The sequence below is a fragment of the Saccharopolyspora sp. NPDC047091 genome (genome assembly GCF_040643635.1).
Taxonomy (GTDB): Bacteria; Actinomycetota; Actinomycetes; order Mycobacteriales; family Pseudonocardiaceae; genus Saccharopolyspora_C.
The window spans coordinates 23,835-40,469 of record NZ_JBEYUS010000060.1 but is presented as its reverse complement, the minus strand read 5'-3'; the positions used below and the strand labels follow the sequence as shown (position 1 = coordinate 40,469).

Here is a 16,635-nt window from a genome sequence, read left to right as displayed (position 1 = left end):
AGCGGCTCCCTCGCGAGGACAGCGTTTTCGCATGTGGCGGAGCCACCTGTGAAAACGATCCCGCAGCGAGGGAACCGCTGAGGTTCCGCCACCCGACCACGACGCAACGGGCGTGGGGATTCACCGAGGAACCGGTCTAGGGGCTATTACTCCGTCTATGCCCAGTGCCAGCTCCTCCGCGCTGTCCCGCCACGAATTGCGCGACACCGCCAGCTCCCCGCAGCGGCGTCGCAGGCCCGCGAGCCTGCCGCGCAGCCGAGCGCTGCGCACCCCGCCCGCGAGCAGCACCGCGCGCCGCCCGTGCCGCACCGCCGACGCGTGGTCGCCGAGCGCGAGCTTCGCCTCCGCCAGGCTCGCCAGCTCGAACAACGCGGACCGCACCTCGCCGGGCGCGCGGGCCGCCACCGCGCGGGACAGGTGCAGCGCCGCGGATTCGTGCTCACCCATCGCCAGCTGCACCGAGCCGGTCATGCCCAGCACGTCCGCCTCCCCGAACCACCGGAACATCGGGTAGTCGGCCTCGATCTCGGCGGCCGCGTGCAGCGCGCGCCCCTGGTCGAGCATCCGGCGCACCGAACCGGGGCGTTCGGCGTGCGCCGCGGCCCACGCGGAGTTCAGCTGCAGCACCGAACTCACCAGCGGTGAGGACTCGGCGCGGATCGATCCCAGCTGGAACAGCTTCAACGCCGAGTTCGGGTCGCCGAAGTCCAGTTCGGCGCGGCCCGCCGCGTACAGCGTCCGCGCGATCGCCAGCGGATCCGCTCCGTCCCGCCCGAAGTCGAGCGCGCGACCGTAGTGCGCATTCCCGCTGGCGAGCAGCCCGTTCTCCACCGCGGTCCAGCCGGCGGTGGCGTGCAGCTTGCACAGCGCGCCCAGCAGGTCGGTGCGCACCGCCTCGCTCATCGAGGCCTCCAGCATCCGCTCCGCGCGCCGTGCGGCGGCCGCGACCGTGCCGTACTGGCCGACGCCGCCGTAGCGCTGGTCTATCTGCCGCAGCGAGCTCATCAGCACGTCGAGCGCCGCGACGTCGGAGCTGCCGACCCGGCCGGGCGGGGTGGGGGGCAGGTCGGCGAACCGGCTCAGCTCTGCGGCGAACAGGTCGGCGGAACCGGCGATGTCGGTCTCCGCGCCGAGCACCAGGGAACCCGCGTAGGACAGGAAGCGGCGGCGCTTCGCCTTCTCGTCCTCTTCGACGGGCTGACCGGCGCCGTCGGTGGCCGGGTCCGGTTCCCCGGCCATGCCCATCCAGCCGCGCGGTATCCCGAGACCGGTGGCGATCCGGGCGAGCAGTTCGTAGCTGCGCACGGCCCGGCCGTTGAGCACGTCGCTGACCTCGCTCTGCGCCTGCCCGGTGAGCTGGGCGATGCGGCTCTGCGAGACGCCGTGCTCGCGCAGCACCCGGTAGACCGTGCCGATGTCGCGCACCGCCAGGGCGTCGCGGACCTCCGCGCTCCGCCAGACCGCCGGCGGAATGTCCTCTGTTGACACCTCGCCACCGTATACTGAAAGTGATCAATTGAGTGCGGAGAGTGAAAAGATCACCGGATCGGAGCGGCGCCGGGCGACAACCGGCCGCCATTGCGCCGAATGCCAATCGAAGCCACACGAAACGTCAAGAAACAACATTGCGCCATTGTGCCGCCGTGATCGTCGCCGGTAGCCTCGCCGAACAGGGGGACTTCACGGGGCGGGAAGTGAGACGCGGATGTACGCCGAAGAACGGCACTGGGCGATCCTGGAACTGGCCAGGCAAGAAGGCCGGGTCGACGTGGCGGCACTCGCATCCCGCTTCGACATGACCACGGAGACGGTGCGCCGCGACCTGACCGTCCTGGAACGCCGCGGCGTGCTGCGCCGGGTGCACGGCGGCGCCATCCCGGTGGAACGGCTGGGCTTCGAACCGAACGTGCCCGCCAGGGACTCGGTCATGACCGCCGAGAAGAACCGCATCGCGAAAGCGGCGCTGGAACTGGTGCCGGAGGAGGGCGCGATCCTGCTCGACGCCGGCACCACGGTCGCGCGGATGGCGAACATCCTGCCCGTGGACCGAGAACTGACCGTGGTCACGCACTCGCCGACGACGGCGCTCACCCTGTCCGGCCGCGGCAACATCACCCTGATGCTGGTCGGCGGCAGGCTGCGCGGCCGCACGCTGGCGGCGGTGGACGGCTGGGCGCTGCACGCGCTCGGCGACATCTACGTGGACGTGGCGTTCATGGCGACCAACGGCTTGTCCCTGGAACGCGGCCTCACCACGCCGGATTCGGCGGAGTCGATGGTGAAGCGGGCGGCGATCTCGGCGGCCCGGCGCACCATCGTGCTCGCCGACCACACCAAGATCGGCAACGACCACTTCGCCCGGTTCGGCGAGCTGGCGGACGTGGACACGCTGATCACCGACGACGGCATCGACGAGCAAGTGGCGGAGGAGATCCGGCGCGCGGGACCCCGCGTCGAGGCGGTCTGATCCACCGGCCGCGCGACCCCGGCGGGGCCGCGGCAGCACAGCATTCCCGCATTCCGTCCGCCTGGGGGCAGACCGGAAGGAGCCCGCATGCCGGTTGACCGAGGCGTGCAGACCAGACCACCGGAGCGGCTGGTCGGCCGCGAGGCCGAACTCGCGCGGATCGCCGACGCGGCCCGCGCCGCGGCGGGCGGCTCGGGCCGCGCCGTCGTGCTGCGCGGGCCCGCCGGGATCGGCAAGACCGAGGTGCTGCGCACCGCGCTCGCCGAGCTCGACGGCCGCGCCACCCGCACCTTGTTCGCGCACTGCCCGGAAACCGGCAGCGGTGCCTACGCCGCGGTGCGCGCGCTGCTGGCGCCGGTGCCCGATCCCGAGCCGACCGGCAGCGCCCGCCTCGCGCTGCCCGCGCTGTCCCCGGAGCACGACGGGAACGGCGCGGCGAGCGATACCTACGCGGTGCTGCACGGGCTGCACTGGCTGGTCGCCGACCTCACCGCCGACGGGCTGCTGGTGCTGGCCGTCGACGACGTGCAGTGGTGCGACGAGAACTCGTTGCGGTTCCTGGCCTTCCTGCTGCGCCGCGCGGAGGAGCTGCCGCTGCTGGTGCTGCTGACCCAGCGCGTCGACGGGACCGCGCCGGGCGAGGCGCTCGGCGAGATCGCGGCGATGCCGTGGTGCGAGACCGCGGATCTGCCCGCGCTGGACGAGGACTCGGTGGCCGAGCTCCTCGACACCGCCCTGCCCGCGCCGCGCGCCGCCGAGTTCGCCGCCCGCTGCACGCAGGTCACCGGCGGCAACCCGTTCCTGCTCGGCCGGGTGCTGCGCCGGTTGCGGGAGGCGCCCGCCGCGGACGACGGGGCGGAACGGCTCGACGAGCTGCACCGCACCGTGGTGCTGCGCTCGCTGCTGGACCGGTTGTCCGACCGCGCGGTGGCGGTGGCCCGCGCGGTCGCGGCGCTGCCCGGTGAACGGCTGGAGCTGATCGCGGCGCTGGCGGGCATCCACCAGCGGATGGCCGCGGGCGCGCTGCGCGAGCTGCGCGACCACGACCTGGTGCTGACCGGTGGCGGCACCCGGTTCGTGCACGACTTCGTCCGGCAGGCGGTGCTGGACCGGACCCCGCCCGCCGAGCTGGAACGGCTCCGGGAGCGGGCCGCGATGCTGCTCAACGACGCGGGCCGGCCCGCGGAACAGGTCGCGGTGCTGCTGCTGCAGCTGCCCGGGGCGCCGAAGTCGTGGATGGCGGGGGTGCTGCGCGACGCCGCGCACCGGGCCGAGCAGCGCGGGGCGCCCGGCATGGCCGCGCGCTGCCTGGAACGGGTGCTGGTGGTGCAGGGCTCCGACGTGTCCGTGCTGGTGCACGCCGCGCGGGTGGCGGCCCCGGCGGCCGGGCTGCGGTACCTGGAGCGGGCGTTGGAACTCGTCGACGATCCGCGGGCGCGCATCCCGATCGCGGTGCAGTACGGGGTGGCGTCGCTGTCGGCGCAGAACTCGACGCGCGCGTTCGAGGTGATCTCGGCGGCGCTGGACGAGCTGGACGCCGCGCTGGGGCCGGAGCCCGGCGACGCCGACCGGACGTTGCGCACGCTGGCCGAGTCGGTGCTGCTGGTCTCCGGCTTGGACGAGAAGTCGACGCTGCCGCGGGTCGGAGCCCGGTTCCGCGACGTGCGGCCGCCCGCGGGCGACACCGCGGAGGAGCGCCAGCTGCTGGGGATGCTGGCCTCGCTGGGCACGTTGCTGAACCGGCCCGCCGCGGAGGTCGCGGCGCAGGCCCGGCTGGTGCTGCGGATGAACGACGTGGAGGGCAGCGGTTTCGCGCTGCTGGGCGCGGCGTTGCCGCTGTACCTGGCCGACGACAACGAATCCGCGTTGGCGGCGCTGGACATGCTGGTCGAGCACACCCAGCGGGCGGGGCGGGCGTGGCCGTACTGCCTGGCCACCAGCACCCGCGCGCTGGTGCGCCACTGGACGGGAGATCTGGTGGAGGCGCAGGCGGACGCGCAGAGCTGCTACGAGGTGCTGGAGCAGGAGTCCTGGACCGGTTCGATGACGATGCCGCAGATCGCGCTGGCCACTTCGCTGACCAGCCAGGGCGAACCGGAGCGGGCCGAAGCGGTGCTGGCGGAGATCGCCCGCGAGCGCTTCGAGGACTTCGTGCTGGAGTACCACCAGTTCCTGATGGCGCGCGCCCGCGCGCTGGAGGCCGCGGGCGACTCGGACGGCGCGCTGGAGCAGCTGTTCCGCTGCGCGCAGAGCCTGCGGGAGGCAGGCATCGCGAACCCGGTGTTCGCGCCGTGGTGGTTCGACGCGGCCTGCCTGCTCGGCGACCTGGGCCGGACCGAGGAAGGCCTGCGCGCCGCCGAGCACGGTGCGGTGCTGGGCCGGAAGTGGGGAACGCGGCGGGCGCAGGGCATGGCGCTGGCGGCCCGTGGCGCGGTGACGGCGGGCCGCGCGGCGGTGCCGGTGCTGGCGGAGTCGGTGCGGGTGCTGTCGGCGTCGCCCGCGAAGCGGGAGCAGGCGAAGGCGGAGCACCTGCTGGGGCGCGCCCTGCTGCGGGCGGGCGAGCCGGAGGGCGCGCGCGAGCACCTGCGGTCGGCGCTGGACCTGTCCGTGCTGCACCGCGACCACCGGCAGGTGTCGGCGTCCTCGGCGGCGCTGCTGGAGGCGGGCGGCCGGTTGCGGCACGGCACGGATTCCCCGGTGCACGCGCTGACCGGCAGCGAGCGGCGGGTGGTGGTGCGGGCCGCAGCGGGGGCGACGAACCGGGAGATCGCGGAGTCGTTGTTCCTCACGGTCCGGACGGTGGAGCTGCACTTGACCAGCGCCTACCGGAAGCTCGGCGTGCGGGGGCGCGCGGAGCTGCCGGACGCGCTCGCGGTGGACCCGGAACGTCCGGTTCCCTGATATTCCGATCCCGCTCCGCGGGAAGGTCGGCAGTGCCCTTTTCCTGAATCGATTGCTGCCGGGACGATCAGCCCGATCGTGTCGGCTCGTGTGGGAATGATTTGCTTTGCTTGCGAGAGAATACGGATTCTCACCCCATTGGGTGATACGCTGAGTGTTGATTCGGCCCTGCTTCAACTTTTCGAGTCATGGGAGGTTCGTGTGGGCGATCTCCCTCCTGCCGTGGTGAATGCGGTATCGCGCGGCGGTGCTGCGCGGATTCGAGAAGGGGCGGCGCCACCAGCGGCGATGACGGTGCGTGACGCCTCGTGGGCCGGTCGATGCCTGCGCTTTGCTCCGAATGCTTTTCATGTTCGTCCGATTCAGGTCCCGCCCCTTCCGCGACTCGGAATCGGTGCGGCCGAACCGTTCGGAGCGTGCTGATGGTCGCCGTCCACGACGCCCCCGGTCGAAGTTCCGCCGTACTGCGAAAGCACGAGCTCGTCGGACGCGATGCGGAGTTGCGCGTGCTCGGCGGACTCGTCGCCGATCTCGCCCGCGGCCGTTCCGGACTGCTCACCATCAGCGGCGCCCCCGGGGCCGGGCGCAGCGCCCTGCTGGAGGCGATGCTCGCCGACGCGCGGGCCGCCGGGCTCAACACCGCCACCGCGCAGAGCTCACCGCTGGAGACCGACGTCCCCTACAGCACCGCAGCCCAGCAGATGGCCCTGCTCTGCCCGCCCGAGCAGCTCACCCGGATCAGCTCCGCGTGGGCCGAGGGTGCCGCCACCAACGCGCCCATCCCGTTCCTGCGCAAGAAGGTCCTGGACGTGGCGGCGCAGCGGCCGCTGCTGCTCGCCGTCGACGACCACCAGTGGATCGACCCGTGGTCGCTGGCCTGGTCCCACGCCGTGGTCCGGCACCTGGACCGGGCGCCCGTCCTCATGGTGCGGACCGTGCGCGACACCGCCCCCGAGACCGACGGCGGCGCCCGCTGGGACGAGACGGTGCCCGTGCCGCCGCAGCGGGTTCGGCTCGGCCCGTTGGCCACCCCGGACGTCGCCGAGCTGCTGTCCCGGTACGGGCCCGCCGACCGGGACTTCGCCGAGGCCGCCACCACCGCGACCGCGGGCAACCCCGCGGTGCTGCGGCTCGTGCTGGAGGAGTTCCGCCGCACCGGGTTCGGCTTCGAATCCCGCCACGTCCCCCGGCTGCGGGCGCACGCCGCCGATGCCGTCGCGCACCTGGTGGCGCGCACGCTGCGCGGATTGCCCGCCGACCGGGTGGAGCTGCTGCGCGCGATCACCTTCTGCGGCGGGGAATTCGACTTCGAACTGGCCTGCGCGCTCGCCGGGCTGCACGGCCACGCGGCGGCCCGGGCGCGCACCGAGCTGCGGCACCTCGGGCTCATCTGCGAGTCCACCGCGGACGGAGTGCCACGGGTCTCCAGCCCCGCCGTGGCCACCGGGGTGCTCGCCGAGATGGAACCGGCCGACCGCGAAGAACTGCACGGCCGCGCCGCCGAGATCGGCCACCGCGCCGCCGTCGAACCCTGCGCCGTCGCCGACGTGCTGCTCGACGCCCCGCAGATGCGCCGCCGCTGGGTGGTGGAAACGCTCGTCGAAGCCGCCGAGCAGCACCGCAAGGAAGGCAGGCACGAGCGGGCCGCTGAACTGTTGCACCGCGCCCTGCGCGAACCCGTGCCCGGCGACTGCAGGCAACGACTGCTGACCCGGCTCGCCGCGATCGAAGTGGTGCACGCCCCCGCCGCCAGCGACGGCAGGCTGCGCCAGGTGCTCACCGACGCGGTCGGCACCGGTGACATCGCACTGCTCGTCCGGGCCGCCGACCTGCTGATCTCCCGCGGTGACGCGGAATCCACCCGCCGCGAGCTGGCCGCCGTCTGCGCCCGGGTGCGCAGCACGGCGCTGGACGCGCTCGGCCTGCTGTCCGACGAACTCTGCGCGCCCTCCCCGGAACCACCGGCCGTCCGGTTGCCGTCGCCGCCGGAGGAGGCCGCCGATCCGGCGCAGGCGGGCGTGCTGGCCTGGCGCTACGCCCGGCTCGGCCGCCGCCCGGACCTGGTGCGCACCCTCGCCCGGGAGGCGCTCGCCGATCGCGACCAGGACCTGCCGCTGGTCACCCGGATCTCGGCCTGCCATGCGCTGGCCTGCCGGGACGACGCCGCCGAAGCCGCGGGCGGGCTCACCGCGGTGATCTTCGACGCGGAGCGCCGCGGGTCGCGCGCGGCCGCCGCGTACGCGCTGGTGCAGCGAGCGGTGCTCGCCGCCAAGGACGACCGCTGCCCCGCCGCGGGCGCCGACCTGGCCGCGGCGGTGCGGACGCTGCCGCTGCACTGCTGGCATCCGGCGCTGCTGCCGCACTACCTGGCCGCGCGGATCGGCGCGCTGCTGCGGCTGGAGGACGTCGACGGCGCCGAGCAGGTCGCCGCGACCGAGCTGCCGATGGGCGCGGAACGCGGCATGGGCTTCGCCTACCTGCTGCACGCCCGCGGTGAACTGCGCCTGGCGACGGGAGATCCGGCGACCGCGCTCGGCTACTTCCAGGAGTGCGGCCGGATGCTGCGCGCCAAGGAATGGCTGAACCCGGCGGTGCTGTCCTGGCGGATGCCGGCCGCCATCGCACAAGGCCGCCTCGGGGAGGCCCGGGCCGCGACCCGCCTGATCGGCGAGGAGCTCGAACTGGCCGAGCGCTGGGGGATGCCCGGGCTGCTGGAACCGGTGCACCGCAAGGCGTTGTCCGCGCTCGCGCTGGCCGGTTCGGGTCCGGCCGGGCCCGGCGCCGCAGGCATCCCGCGGATGGGGGCGGTGCTGCCCGCCGCGCTGTCGGTGCCGGAGCGGAGGGCAGCGAGCCTCGCCGCCCGCGGACTGTCCAACAAGGACATCGCGCAGGAATTGGGAGTCACGGTGCGGACCGTGGAACTCCGGCTCACCAAGTCCTACCGCAAGCTCGGCATCGACGGCCGCGCGCAACTGCCTGCCGACCTGGCCGAGTGAGGCCCGCCGGATGCTCGTCGAACGCGAGTGGGAACTCGCCGTGCTGGAGTCCGCCGTCCGCCAGGTCGGCCGCGGGACCGGATCGCTCGTGCTCATCAGCGGGGTACCGGGCAGCGGCCGCAGCGCACTGCTGAGCCGGCTTCGGGCGCTGGCCGCCGCGAGCGGTGCCCGGGTGCTCGGCGCGGGCGGGGCGGCCAGCGAGCGCTCGTTCCGGTTCGGGCTGGTGCGGCGGCTGCTGGACGACCTCACCGCCCCGGCCGACGGCAGGCCGCCCGCCGAGGCGCTGCCGCCCGCGGACGAGGTGGGACCGGATGATCCGGGCGCGGTGCCGGTCGGCGTGCTGCACGCCCTGCACGCGCTGCTGGTGGGGGCGAGCGCGCGGTGCCCGCTGGTGCTCGCCGTGGACGACCTCCGCTGGGCCGACGAGGCCTCGCTGCGCTGCCTCGCCTACCTCATCGGGCGGGTGCGGGGGATGCGGGTGCTGGTCGCGGTGGTGCTGGACCCGGATTCCGGGCGGGACCGCGGCGCGCTCGTCCGCGAGATCACCGCGGCCGCCGGGCACCGGGTGCGCCCCGGCCGGTTGTCGGTGGCGGGCACCACCGAGCTGGTCCGGGAGCGGATGTGCGCCGAACCCGGGGCGGACGCCGACCCGGACGGGTTCGCCGCGGTGTGCCACGAGCTGACCGGCGGGCACCCGGGCGACCTGGTGAGCCTGCTGGACCAGGCCGTCGCGCAGGAGCTGCGGCCGGTGCCCGCGTCGGTGCCGATGCTGCGCGCGCTGGCCGAGGGCGATCGCAGGCGGCGGCTGGTGCGGGCCCTGTCCGGCGCGGAGTTCGCCGCCGACGTCGCCCGCGCCGTCGTCGTCCTCGGCGAGCACGCGGACCCGACGCTGGTGCGGCGGCTGTCCGGGCTCACGCCGAGCCGCTACGAGCGGGCGCTGCGCGCGCTGGAACCGTGGTTCCAGGTCCGCCCGGACCGGATCGAGGTGGCGGTGCCCGGCGAACGCGGCGACCTCGCCGCGGAACTGCTGGTGGACGACGTGATCGCCGCGGTCGAGGAGTCCACCGCCGAGCAGGACAGCACCCGGCTGCACCTGCGGGCGGCGGCCCTGCTGCACGGCCACGGCTATCCGCCGGAACCGGTGGGGGACCAGCTGCTGCTGGTGAACTCGACGCTGTCCAGCTGGGGCGTGCAGCGGTTGCGGGAAGCCGCGCACGCCGTGCAGCCGCGCTCCCCGGAGGTCGCGGCCCGCTACCTGCGGCGCGCCCTGCTGGACCTGGAGTCCGGCGGCATGGGCCGGGCGCGGCTGCTCGCCGAACTCGGCTCGGTGGAGCTGGCCTTCGACCTGCCCGCCGCGGTGCGCCACATCGGCCAGTCGGTGCCGCAGCTGCGCGAGCCGCGCGACCGCGCCCGCGTGCTGGGGCGGCTGCCGCTGACCGTGACCGGAGCGGACCCGCAGGTCGCCGAGCTGATCCGCACCGTCGCCGTCGAGCACGGTCCGCCGGACGAGCAGGACGGCACCGACCGGGAACTGGCGCTGCGCCTGGAGGCGCGGACCCGCTACCTGGCGCTGGAGGACCCGTCCGCGCACGCCGAGGTGCCGGGCCGGATGGCCGAGCTCGACGCCCGCAGGCACGCTCCCGGGCCCGCCGAGCGGGAACTGCGGGTGGTGCTGCTGGCCTCGATGGCGCTGACCGGATCACCACGGGCGTCCGAAGTGGCGGCGATGGCGCGGGAACTGCTGGCGCAGGAACCGGCGAACGTCACCTCGGAGACGCACTCGGTGCTGCGCTACCTGCCGTCGATCCTGCTGGCCGCGGGCGCCGCGGAAGGGCTGGACTCGTGGCTGGCGCTGGCCGCCGACCACGCCCGCAGGCAGCGCGCCACCGCGGCGGAGGCGCTGGTCGCCGCCCAGCACAGCCTGGTGCACCTGGACTGCGGCCAGCTCGGGCAGGCCCGGCGCAGCGCGCTGACCGCTCTGGACCTGGTGGACCCGGACACGCCGGAATCGATGGCCGCGCCGGTGTTCGCGATGGGCGCGGTGGCCCGGAGGCTGCGGGACCGGGAGCTGGGGGAGCGGGTGCTGCTGCTGCCGCACTCCCCGGACGATCTGCAGGTGGTGGCGCTGCGGCGGCTGGTGCAGAGCAGCCTCGCGCTGGAGGACGGCGATCCGGTGGCGGCACTGACGCACCTGCTGGACTGCGGCAGGCGCCTGGAGCAGGCCGGCTGGTTCGGCCCGGCGGCCTGCTCGTGGCGGCCCACGGCGGCGCTGCTGCGGCACCGGCTGGGCGACGTCCGCGGCGCCGTGGAACTCGCCGAGGAGGAGCACCAGCGCGCCCGCGACTGGGGTGCGCCGACCCCGCTGGGCCGGGCGCTGCGGGTGCGGGCGGTGGTGACCGGCGGTGGCCGCCGGGTGGAGCTGCTGCGCGAGGCCGTGCAGGTGCTGCGGTCGGCGGCGGACCGGCTGGAGCTGGCGGGCGCGCTGGCGGCGCTCGGCGAAGCGCTGCGCGACCGGGACCGGGCGGAGTCGGAACTGGTGCTCGCCGAGAGCGCCCGGCTCGCCGCCCGCAGCGGCGCCCCGGCGACCGCGACCGCCGCGGGCGGTGCGGGCGCACTGCGCGGGAACAACGCCCCGGAATCGGGAGCGGCGTTGACGCGCGCCGAAGAAGCGGTCGCCGAATCGGCGGCGCTGGGCCGCACGAATCAGGAGATCGCGGACGAGCTCCGGGTGAGCAGGAGAGCCGTCGAAAAGCACCTCACCGCCGCCTACCGGAAATTGGGGATCGACGGCAGAGCGGCTCTCGCGGATTCCATTCTGCCGCGCGGCGCGGGTGGCTGAACCCATCGGACTCAGCCCGGGCCCGACCTGAGTTCGCTCTGGGTGATCACGGCGGTCACCCATGGTCGCGGACCGCGACCTGCGGAAGCGCGGAATGTGGTGGGGGATTCACGCGATGTTGGTTCGTGTCCGTCCCTGTGGCGGCCGTTGGGGGTTCGGGCCGTACCCGAACCCACCCCCGCGATGTGGTTCGGTGCGGTCGTGCGGGTGCATCGTGCCTGGTGGGGGCGCACCGAACCGAATTGGGCCGAACCGAACCGAACCAGCGGGCGGCTTGACCGCAGGCTTAAGGACGGCCTTGCCCCGCTGTTGACTTGCTTGGTTTTGAATCCATAGCCTTGTGGTGCAGTTGAATTCCGGTAACAGCTCCTTCCGATGACGGATCTGCGTTTCTCGTGAGCCAGAGAGGAATGGTCGATTTCGATGACATCCAGCGGCACCATGCGAGCGCGGCCCACGCCTGCCGGAGCGGTCGAAGAATCCGGTGAAGATTATCGGGACATCTACAGATCGCTGTTCGAACAATCCGGCATGTGCATGGCGAACCTCGATTCGAGCATGCGGGTGCTGGAGGCGAACAAGTACTTCTTCAAGCAGTTCGGGCGGGGCGCCGCCGACGTGCGGGGACGCAGCTTCTACGACTTCCTGCACCCCAGCGTGCGCGGGAAGTTCCAGTACCAGTTCGCGCGCCTCACCGAGGGCCGCAACCCGCGGTTCGTGGAGCACGCGGTCGCCGTCGGCGCGAAGGATGCGCTGTTCGGCGGGGAGCTGACCGGCATCGCGGTGCCCGGCCGCTCCGGTCGGGTGGAAGGCGTCATGGTCGTGCTGCAGCCGGACGAGGGGCAGCGGGCCGCGATGGTCGGCGGCAAGGAGAAGCTGCTCAGCGAGGTCGACGCCCGCATCCTCGAAGGTGTCGCGGCCGGGGAGTCCACCGTGCAGCTGGCCGCGAAGCTCTACCTCAGCCGGGGCGGCGTCGAATACCACGTGACGACGCTGCTGCGGAAGCTCAAGGTCACCAACCGTCCCGCCCTGGTCTCGAAGGGCTACTCGATGGGCATCCTCGGCGTGGGCCAGTGGCCGCCGCGAGTGCTGCCCGAGTACGTGAAGTGAGCGGCGGCCCTCCGCCGGGGTGATCACCCGGTGGCGGTCCTCGCCCGTTCCGGCCGATCGGCCCACGTGGCGGAGATCTTCCGGGAAAACCTTGAATTCGCCGTGCGATGGTTGCCAGCGGGGCAACCCCCGTGCAAGATCGATTTTCCTCCGGTGCCCGGCTCCGAGCGGAGCCGCCGCCCCGGTGACCGCCAGGACCAGGGGAGGGCTGTGCGCGTGATCGTCACCGTCACGGCGAACCCCAGCCTCGACCGCACCGTGCAGGTGCGCAAGCTGGTGCGCGGCGGCCTGAACCGCGCCTCCTCGATCCGGGTCGACCCGGGCGGCAAGGGCATCAACGTGGCCCGCGCGCTCGCCCTGCACGGCGCCGACGTCCGCGCGGTCGTCGCGGCGGGCGGCATCGAAGGCCAGCAGCTCGTGGCGCTCCTGTCCGGTCTGAGCATCGACGTGGTGCGGGTGCCCGCGGTGGGCCCGGTCCGCATCAACATGAGCGTCGTCGAACCCGACGCCACCGTCACCAAGTTCAACGAGCCCGGCGCGCTGCTCGACGCGGGCGACGCCCGCGCCCTGTGCGAAGCGGTGCTGCGCAACGCCGACGGCGCGAACTGGGTCGTGATCGCGGGCAGCCTGCCGCCGGGCGTGAGCAGCGCCTACTACGCGAGCCTGATCCGGATGATCGGCTCGCTGGGCGTGCCGGTGGTGGTCGACACGAGCGGGCCCGCGCTGCGCGAGGCGGTGCAGGCCCGGCCGGCGTTGGTGAAGCCCAATCTCCGGGAACTGGAGGAGACGGTAGGTCACTCGATTACAACGATCGGTGGCGTCGCGGAGGCCGCCGACGAGCTGCTCGAACTCGGAGCGGACACCGTGCTGGCCAGCCTCGGAGCCGACGGAGCCCTGCTGCGCGGGCACGATGGCTGCGGCTACGCCGAGGCGCCGGTGACGGCGCAGAACGCCGTCGGCGCGGGCGACGCTTTACTCGCCGGATATCTTTCCGAAGGCTGCGGAGGTCTGCCCGCCCTGGTCACCGCGGTGGCCTGGGGTGCGGCAGCGGCCTCGCTGCCGGGTAGCGCCATGCCACAACCGCACGACCTGCGCCCGGACCTGGTGCGCGTCGAGTCCCGGGTGCCCTGGGACCGGCGGCTGCACCGGGACCCCTGACGCGGGGAGGCGGTCGGCGAGGCAGAGGGACAACGGCGTCGGCGAGGTACGGAGTGACAACCATGTCAGGGACGGCCACGGAGGATTCGAGAGCTCAGGCGCAGCGCGCCCGCGTCGTGGTGCAGCGGTTCGGCGGGCAGCTGGCCGGCATGGTCATGCCCAACATCGGCGCGTTCATCGCCTGGGGCCTGATCAGCGCGCTGTTCATCCCGGAGGGCTGGTGGCCCAACGCCCAGCTGGCGCAGCTGAAAGAACCGATGATCACGCTGCTGCTGCCGGTGCTGATCGGCTACACCGGCGGCAGGCAGGTGCACGGGCAGCGGGGCGCGGTCGTCGGCGCGGTCGCCACCATCGGCATCGCGATCGGCGCCGAGGTGCCGATGTTCCTGGGCGCGATGATCGTGGGTCCGCTCGCGGGCTGGGTGCTGAGACGCTTCGACCGCTCGGTGGGCAAACGGGTACCTCCGGCGTTCAAGATGCTGGTGGACAACTTCGCGGCCGGCATCATCGGCGGGATCTTCGCGGTGGCCGGGTTGCTGGCCATCGGCCCGGCCATCGAGAGCGTGACCATCGCCCTCGGGCACGGCGTGCAGGCGCTGCTGGACCTGCACCTGCTGCCGCTGGTGGCGATCATCGTGGAACCGGCGAAGGTGCTGTTCCTCAACAACGCCGTGAACCACGGGGTGCTCGGGCCGCTGGGCGTGTCCGAGGCGCTGGACCACGGCAAGGCCATCGAGTTCCTGGTCGAGCCGAACCCGGGGCCGGGCTTCGGGGTGCTGCTGGCGATCAGCGTGTTCGGCCCGCCCGCGATGCGCGCGACCGCGCCCGGTGCGCTGGTCATCCAGTTCCTCGGCGGCATCCACGAGATCTACTTCCCGTACGTGCTGGCGGCGCCGCGGCTGCTGCTGGCCACGATCTCCGGCAGCGCGGCGGGGCTGTTCGTCTTCAGCATCACCGGTGCGGGCCTGGTCGCGACGCCGTCGCCGGGCAGCGTGGTCGCGCTGCTGGCGGTGACCCCGAAGGGCGGGTACTTCGGCGTGGTCGCCGGGATCGCCGCGTCGGCGGTGGTGGCGTTCGTGGTCGCCTCGCTGGTGCTGAAGCTGTGGCGACGACCCGACGAGGTCGCGACCGGTGGAGCGGTCCGATGAGCCGGGGGTCGGCTGCCTCCCGCTGGTGGCGCGCGATCGGGTTCGCCCAGCGCCGGGTGCTCGGGTCGCACGACGAACTTCGGGAGGAACCGGTGCCGCCGAGCGAGGTGGAGAGCGCGCGGCAGGTCGGAGAGGAGCGCTCGATGGGCACGATCAACGGGTCGGCGGTGCGCAAGGTCGTCATCGCCTGCGACGCGGGCATGGGCAGCAGCGCCATGGTCGCCGCTCAGCTGGCGGGCAGGCTCAAGCCCTACGACGTGAAGGTCTCGCACGCCTCGGTCACCGAGATCCCGGCGGACGCGGATCTGGTGCTGTGCCAGGAAACGCTGCTGGAGCGGGCGCGCCGGGAGGACACCGGTTCCGCGGTGATCCTCGGCTTCCGCAGCTTCCTCGGCGACCCGGTGTTCGACGAGGTGGAGCAGGCGATCCGGGAAGGTGAACCCCTTGGTGGTTGAGGCGGGCCCGCCCAGACCGCTGGCGGTGCGGCTCGGCCGCGCCGCCGCGGGGTTCGCGGACGCCATCGACCAGTGCGGCCGCCTGCTGGTGGAGACCGGCGCGGTCGAGGAGCCCTACATCGCCGCCATGCACGAGCGGGAGCGGTCGCTGACCACCCACCTCGGCGAGGGCGTCGCGATCCCGCACGGCACCACCGAGTCCCGCCGCTTCGTGCGGCGCAGCGCGCTGGTGGTGGTGCAGTTCCCCGACGGGGTGCGGTGGAGCGACGGCGGTGCGGTGAGCCTGTGCGTGGCGATCGCCGCCGGTGCGCGGCGCGCCGACGGCTCGCCGGATGCGGCGGGCGCGCAGCACCTGGGCGTGCTGTCGGCCCTGGCCACGGTCCTGATGGATCCGGCGCGCGCGCGGGAGCTGCGCGAAGCACCGGACGAGGCGACGGTCGATCGGCTGTTGCGGTCCGTTGAGGAGGACAGGTGAAGGTCGCACGTTTCTACGCGCCAGGTGACATCCGCATCGAGCAAGCCCCGGAACCGGAACCAGGTCCGGGCGAGTTGAAGCTGCGGGTCCGCAACTGCTCCACCTGCGGAACCGACCTGAAGATCATGCGGCACGGGCACCACCACATCGACCCGCCGCGGGTCATCGGCCACGAGATCGCCGGGGAGGTGGTGGGGATCGGCGACGGCGCCCGCGGTTTCGCCGAGGGCGACCGGGTGCAGGTGATCGCGGCGATCCCCTGCGGCGAGTGCGGTTACTGCAAGCGCGGCAGGCAGACGGTGTGCCCGAACCAGCGCTCGATGGGCTACCACTTCGACGGTGGATTCGCCGAGTTCCTCACCGTCCCGGAGCAGGTGCTGCGGGTGGACGGCGTGAACCGGCTGCCCGGTGAGGTCGACTTCGCGGCCGCCTCCGTCGCCGAACCGCTCGCCTGCGTCCTCAACGGCCAGGAGCTCGCCGGAGTCGGCCCGGGCGACGTGGTGGTGGTCGTCGGGTCCGGGCCGATCGGCTGCCTGCACACCCGGCTGGCGCGGGCGCGCGGCGCGGCCGCGGTGTACCTGGTGGAGCTCAACGCCGCCCGGCTGGAGCAGGCGGCGGAGCTGGTGCACCCGGACGCCGCGATCCTCGCCTCCGCCACCGATCCGGTCGCCGAGGTGCTGCGGCTCACCGGGGGCGTCGGAGCCGACGTGGTGATCACCGCGGCCGCGTCCGGCGAAGCGCAGGAACAGGCGCTGCGGATGGCCGCGCGCGGCGGCCGGATCAGTTTTTTCGGTGGTTTGCCCAAGGATTCGCCGATCATCGACTGCGATTCGAACGCGGTGCACTACCGTGAGTTGACCATCGTCGGTGCCAACGGCTCCACCCCGGAGCACAACCGGCGGGCGCTGCGGCTGATCGCCTCCGGCGAGGTTCCGGTGCACGACCTGATCACCCACCGGTTGCCGCTGGACGGAGTGCTGGAAGCGATCCGCACGGTCAGCACGGGCACCGCGATCAAGGTGACCATCGAGCAGTGACGGTGCCGGGTCCCGCAGCGCTGCGCGGACCCGGGGCGAAGTGGAGGAA

General features: G+C 73.5%; 11 protein-coding genes. 10 read left to right on the top strand and 1 reads right to left on the bottom strand.

All coding sequences use genetic code 11. The features are described 5' to 3' along the window. Positions 1-120 precede the first annotated feature (120 nt). Entirely contained in the window at positions 121-1,488 is a 1,368-nt protein-coding gene (locus ABZ805_RS22380) for a helix-turn-helix transcriptional regulator (RefSeq protein ID WP_358443516.1), read from the bottom strand. Positions 1,489-1,705: 217 nt separating this feature from the next. Here ABZ805_RS22380 and ABZ805_RS22375 point away from each other — a divergent pair, with 217 nt between their 5' ends. From ABZ805_RS22375 to ABZ805_RS22330, 10 genes are all read left to right on the top strand, one after another. Then, positions 1,706-2,467, top strand: coding sequence for a DeoR/GlpR family DNA-binding transcription regulator (locus ABZ805_RS22375; protein ID WP_358443513.1), 762 nt, complete (start codon positions 1,706-1,708; stop codon positions 2,465-2,467). Between the two features lie 87 nt (positions 2,468-2,554). Beyond that, positions 2,555-5,368, top strand: a complete 2,814-nt coding sequence (locus ABZ805_RS22370) for an AAA family ATPase (RefSeq protein ID WP_358443510.1) — start codon at positions 2,555-2,557, stop codon at positions 5,366-5,368. 320 nt (positions 5,369-5,688) lie between these two features. Continuing rightward, positions 5,689-8,364: an AAA family ATPase gene (locus ABZ805_RS22365; RefSeq protein WP_358443507.1), complete on the top strand. Its 2,676-nt coding sequence runs from the start codon at positions 5,689-5,691 to the stop codon at positions 8,362-8,364. A 10-nt stretch (positions 8,365-8,374) separates the two neighbouring features. After that, positions 8,375-11,203 carry an AAA family ATPase gene (locus tag ABZ805_RS22360; RefSeq protein WP_358443505.1) on the top strand — a complete coding sequence of 943 codons (2,829 nt, stop codon included), beginning with the start codon at positions 8,375-8,377 and terminating at the stop codon, positions 11,201-11,203. Between the two features lie 423 nt (positions 11,204-11,626). Beyond that, positions 11,627-12,313, top strand: a complete 687-nt coding sequence (locus tag ABZ805_RS22355; RefSeq protein WP_358443503.1) for a helix-turn-helix transcriptional regulator — start codon at positions 11,627-11,629, stop codon at positions 12,311-12,313. Positions 12,314-12,529: 216 nt separating this feature from the next. After that, the gene (locus ABZ805_RS22350; RefSeq protein WP_358443500.1) at positions 12,530-13,471 is read left to right on the top strand and encodes a 1-phosphofructokinase family hexose kinase; all 942 of its coding nucleotides are present in this window, start codon (positions 12,530-12,532) and stop codon (positions 13,469-13,471) included. 62 nt (positions 13,472-13,533) lie between these two features. Further along, a complete protein-coding gene (locus ABZ805_RS22345) occupies positions 13,534-14,619 on the top strand; it encodes a PTS transporter subunit EIIC (RefSeq protein WP_358443497.1) in 1,086 nt (361 codons plus the stop codon). Continuing rightward, positions 14,616-15,074: a hypothetical protein gene (locus ABZ805_RS22340; RefSeq protein WP_358443494.1), complete on the top strand. Its 459-nt coding sequence runs from the start codon at positions 14,616-14,618 to the stop codon at positions 15,072-15,074. The genes ABZ805_RS22345 and ABZ805_RS22340 overlap by 4 nt, the downstream gene beginning before the upstream one ends. Continuing rightward, a complete protein-coding gene (locus ABZ805_RS22335) occupies positions 15,067-15,549 on the top strand; it encodes a PTS sugar transporter subunit IIA (RefSeq protein ID WP_358443518.1) in 483 nt (160 codons plus the stop codon). The genes ABZ805_RS22340 and ABZ805_RS22335 overlap by 8 nt, the downstream gene beginning before the upstream one ends. Continuing rightward, positions 15,546-16,586, top strand: a complete 1,041-nt coding sequence (locus ABZ805_RS22330; protein WP_358443491.1) for a zinc-dependent dehydrogenase — start codon at positions 15,546-15,548, stop codon at positions 16,584-16,586. Before ABZ805_RS22335 ends, ABZ805_RS22330 begins: the two co-directional genes overlap by 4 nt. Positions 16,587-16,635 lie beyond the last annotated feature (49 nt).

Bases quoted from the DNA above. Each gene is read 5' to 3' on its own strand.
- ABZ805_RS22375 (WP_358443513.1), top strand. From the start codon at position 1,706: ATGTACGCCGAAGAACGGCACTGGGCGATCCTGGAACTGGCCAGGCAA.
- ABZ805_RS22370 (WP_358443510.1), top strand. From the start codon at position 2,555: ATGCCGGTTGACCGAGGCGTGCAGACCAGACCACCGGAGCGGCTGGTC.
- ABZ805_RS22365 (WP_358443507.1), top strand. From the start codon at position 5,689: ATGCCTGCGCTTTGCTCCGAATGCTTTTCATGTTCGTCCGATTCAGGT.
- ABZ805_RS22360 (WP_358443505.1), top strand. From the start codon at position 8,375: ATGCTCGTCGAACGCGAGTGGGAACTCGCCGTGCTGGAGTCCGCCGTC.
- ABZ805_RS22355 (WP_358443503.1), top strand. From the start codon at position 11,627: ATGACATCCAGCGGCACCATGCGAGCGCGGCCCACGCCTGCCGGAGCG.
- ABZ805_RS22345 (WP_358443497.1), top strand. From the start codon at position 13,534: ATGTCAGGGACGGCCACGGAGGATTCGAGAGCTCAGGCGCAGCGCGCC.
- ABZ805_RS22340 (WP_358443494.1), top strand. From the start codon at position 14,616: ATGAGCCGGGGGTCGGCTGCCTCCCGCTGGTGGCGCGCGATCGGGTTC.